This window comes from Alteromonas sp. 14N.309.X.WAT.G.H12 (genome assembly GCF_036697315.1).
In the GTDB taxonomy this organism is placed as follows: Bacteria; Pseudomonadota; Gammaproteobacteria; order Enterobacterales; family Alteromonadaceae; genus Alteromonas.
Genome location: NZ_JBAHZB010000001.1, coordinates 337153 through 340897 on the forward strand (window position 1 = coordinate 337153; position 3745 = coordinate 340897).

The window sequence follows — 3745 nt, forward strand, 5'->3', positions numbered from 1 at the left end:
TATTAGGTGGCCCAGACCTCACCGATGATGCGCAGGACGAACAAGAAGCCGCTACCGAAGAAAACGATATCGATGCAGTATTAGGTGGCCCAGACCTCACCGATGATGCGCAGGACGAACAAGAAGCCGCTACCGAAGAAAACGATATCAGTGACGGGGCGTCCACAGAGGAAGAAGGATTGGACGTAGACGCTCTCCTTAGCGATTTCGGGGAGGCTGATGAAGATGAAGCCGAAAAATCAAGACAAGAAGATGATGCTTTGGATTTAGATAGCATATCAGGCATCGATGATGAGTTGGACTCGGGTACGCCAAAGTCCCCAATCCCAAAGCTTAGGGAAACAGAGGAATATTCAAACATTCTGGACGATGCAAACAGCACCGACACAAAGCCGGCCCCCGAAGCTGGTGTTGAACAAAAAACGCATAATGTAAGGTCAGAACCTAAAAGCCTTAAAAAAGGAAACGGAGGTGGTATGAGGCGGGGAATTGGTTTGGTGGTTGCCACGTTGTTGCTCGCTGGGCCTCTTGGTTTAGCTGGTGGTGTTTACGGTCCAGGGTTGCTAGAAAAGGCGGGGGTATTCTCCACCGGCAATGATGCACCAATTGAAATGGACACGACAGTAAAAAACTTGCAAGAGGAAATCGCAGCGCTGAAAAGCAAGTTGTCCACTGTCACAAACGAAAACAGCAATGCCATTGTCGCTCTGCGTACTGATGTAGATGCGGTGAAGTCCGCACAGATGGGGATGCAAGGGACACAATCACAGGTAACCCAAAAGATCGGTACTCTAGAAGATGGGATGGGCCAGTTTGAGTTGGAGCTGGTCAAGCGCATTGAAGCTTTGTTATCACTTGTAGAGAGTGCGACCGAAAGTAATAGAACGATTAGCAGTGATATTAAAGAGACGGTGCTAAGGGAGGTCGTTCAACTTATTGAAGATGGCGACTTGAATGGCGTAAATGACAAGATAACAAAGGCTCTTACAGAATTCAAAGGGCGGGCGAATGAGGTGAGTCAGCTTCAAGAGATGGTTACCGGGTTAAGGAATTTAACAACAATGACTAATGCAGAGTTGAAATACCTCAACAACCGAGTTGCCGAATTGGAAAAGCAACCAGTCAATGAAAGCCTCGGTGTAACGCCCTCCGTCCAAAATGTAGGGAAAGAAGAAAAGGTCCAGCTTGAACCTGCCAATCCAGTGAGCGTATATGTGGAGAACGAGCAGCGCATTAAGGCGGTTGAACCTGTAAATGACACCGCAGGGGATACAGAGATTGAACGCCCCCCTAAGCAATACCTAGTTGGTATCCATGAAGTGCGCAAGGGCGACTACACCATCTACCTTCAAGAGGAAGGTGCGAGCAGCACTCAATTCCAAAGATACCGTTTTGCTGGCACCGAATCGTCAGTGGTTCCAGGGTATGGCCGAATAACTGGGGTAAGCAAAGCTGGAGATAACACAAGAATGGTTGACTATATTGTTTCAACTGAGAATGGCGTGATTCGAGGAAGAGTTAGGTAAACCAGCATGCGCATAGTAACGACGCTGTTCTTGCTCTTTTATTCGTCAGCATTGTTTGCTCAAGAGGTGACTGAGACCGCTACGTCGACCAGCCAGTCCGCGTACTACGTCATCCTCATTGAGTTAGCTTTTCAATTTGCATTGCAGCTAGCGCAAATTATAGGAATACTGTTTTTAGCTTTAATTCTATGGTCATATTTGATGGCCTTGTTCAACCCGAATAAAGTCGCGCAACAGAACCGAACAATTGTCACATTCCCAAAAATCATTGGCGGCGTGATGATTTGTTACCTGATTTATGCGCCGATAAATGCGGTTATCGCGATCAATGATTTTACTGGTCTAGTCAATGAAGCTGACGGGCGTTCTCTTTGCTTGGTTGTGGATGTAAGTTCTGAGTATGTAGGATGGGAAAATGATGCTGAGAGCTGCCTTGACCAGGTAAAAGCAAGTGTGAGTGAATTGGCGAGCTATTCCTCGGAAGACAGTATTGAGTTTGCACGTCTCGATGTGTGGGGTGGGCTTATTCAATTATTATCACTCGTCTTTTTCCTAATGGCTGGATCACAATTATGGATGAAGCTGTATGGGATCAGAGAGGTAAGAATGACATATACAGCATGTATTTTTGCAATGATATTTTCGTCGGCCGGGATGGCGATTTTTAATGCAATAGATTACATACAGGACTTTAGGGGGCAAGGCGAGTATGTTACTTCTTAAAAGACTTACAAGACAAAAACGTATTGAACCGGTTCAGGAAGAGATTCAGACTGATCCGAATTTTGTTGTTCCCCCGCCAGAAATTATTCTTGGTATATCACCACATGAAAAGAAGCCCTCAGCTCAGGTGGAGGAAAGCTTAAAAAACCGCCTGAATAAACCAGGGTGTAACAAATGCGAGTCCTGCGGGGTTACCATTAGTCAAGAGATGAGACATAGTCTCTTCAGTCGTGGACATTGGTACAATGTGTGTTCCATGTGCTATTACCCAACGTCACTAGATAAAATCCCTTTTTATGAAGAAGGTGACATTATTTATTTCCCCAACATGAGCCAGGCACGGCTGAATGCATTTCTCAGGGGTTTGTGGGTTGTGCAGTTTTTTGCCAATACAGATCCCGGCAATGATGAGATGCTAGATGTTGCAGAGACGTTGTCAGACCTGGAAAGAACATTCGAGCACATTGTAAAGGTCACCGTTAATGTTGCTAAATCCCCCTCAGAGACCGGTATTTTTGCGTCAACTATGCACTTGCTTCAAGATGATGAGTATAATCAACGCCACAAGTACTTCGGCGGGTTTCGTTGGTTACCATCAAAGGATATGTATGAAAAGGAGATTCCGTTCTGGGCTCAAAATGATTACAAAAACCTTCACCACGAACAAATGAGTGGTAATATAACAAAGTTTGTGAAAGAATATATACCTGATTTCAGAATTAAAGAGTAAATCCAATGAAGACATACGACAGCCTCGAAACAGTGTCCAACATTTTGGGTAAAACCTATCCTTCGGCTAATACGATCAGACAAGCTGGCGAGGACATTGTATCTCAATGGTTGAATGCTATTGATGGAATTGAAGCGCGTATTGTTTTAGCTGACATTATATTAGGAGGTGAGTGGAAGCACATCAGGATGCCAAAGCCCTCTGTCACCGATGCGGAAGAAATGGAGCTGGGCGAGGTCAAACAATGTTCTGCGTGGCTTGATGAATTCATTCTGTCTATAGTATCGAAAACACCAGAAAGCGTACCTAACTTCAATTATCGTTATTTGATGCCGCACCTCACACGTTTCAAAGCCGAACTTCTTGATAATCCGTCTCTAAGCCTTTTTTACCGTAAAGTCTCCGTTGGTTTGCGAGACAATGCGCAAGTCGGTTTACCTCGTTTTGTCTCGGTACCGGATGATTCAGCACTCAGGTTGGAATGGTATAAGCTTTATACAGCCCACGGAGAACTTACATCATCGCTTGCATTCCAAGATGATATAACAAGAGCGTTAAATTTTGATGTTGAATGGGCGTCAACAGATCCTAACCTTCTCATTTACCTTGCGTCTTACACAATAAAAAGTAAGAAAACATCAAGCGAAGGGTTCAGGGCAATTGATGCCAGGCTGTTAAAGTTAGCAAAGGACAAGCCCGAGCTGACCAATATCAGCAAGGTTATTTCGGCGCTGACGTAGGTCGTGTCACCTTGCTGATATTGGTC

The 3745-nt window shown here is 45.0% G+C and carries 4 protein-coding genes; all 4 read left to right on the plus strand.

Annotation, left to right across the window (positions count from 1 at the left end):
• Positions 1-1526, plus strand: a 1526-nt coding sequence (locus V5298_RS01435) for a hypothetical protein (protein WP_332929679.1), incomplete at its 5' end; no start/stop codon positions are given.
• A 6-nt stretch (positions 1527-1532) separates the two neighbouring features.
• A complete protein-coding gene (locus tag V5298_RS01440; RefSeq protein ID WP_332929680.1) occupies positions 1533-2249 on the plus strand; it encodes a hypothetical protein in 717 nt (238 codons plus the stop codon).
• Positions 2236-2979: a hypothetical protein gene (locus V5298_RS01445; protein WP_332929681.1), complete on the plus strand. Its 744-nt coding sequence runs from the start codon at positions 2236-2238 to the stop codon at positions 2977-2979. The genes V5298_RS01440 and V5298_RS01445 overlap by 14 nt, the downstream gene beginning before the upstream one ends.
• Before the next feature lie 5 nt (positions 2980-2984).
• On the plus strand, positions 2985-3719 hold the full coding sequence (locus tag V5298_RS01450; RefSeq protein WP_332929682.1) for a hypothetical protein: 735 nt from the start codon (positions 2985-2987) through the stop codon (positions 3717-3719).
• Positions 3720-3745 lie beyond the last annotated feature (26 nt).

Excerpts from the sequence above, each read along its gene's own strand:
- V5298_RS01440 (WP_332929680.1), top strand. The coding sequence starts at position 1,533 with ATGCGCATAGTAACGACGCTGTTCTTGCTCTTTTATTCGTCAGCATTG.
- V5298_RS01445 (WP_332929681.1), top strand. The coding sequence starts at position 2,236 with ATGTTACTTCTTAAAAGACTTACAAGACAAAAACGTATTGAACCGGTT.
- V5298_RS01450 (WP_332929682.1), top strand. The coding sequence starts at position 2,985 with ATGAAGACATACGACAGCCTCGAAACAGTGTCCAACATTTTGGGTAAA.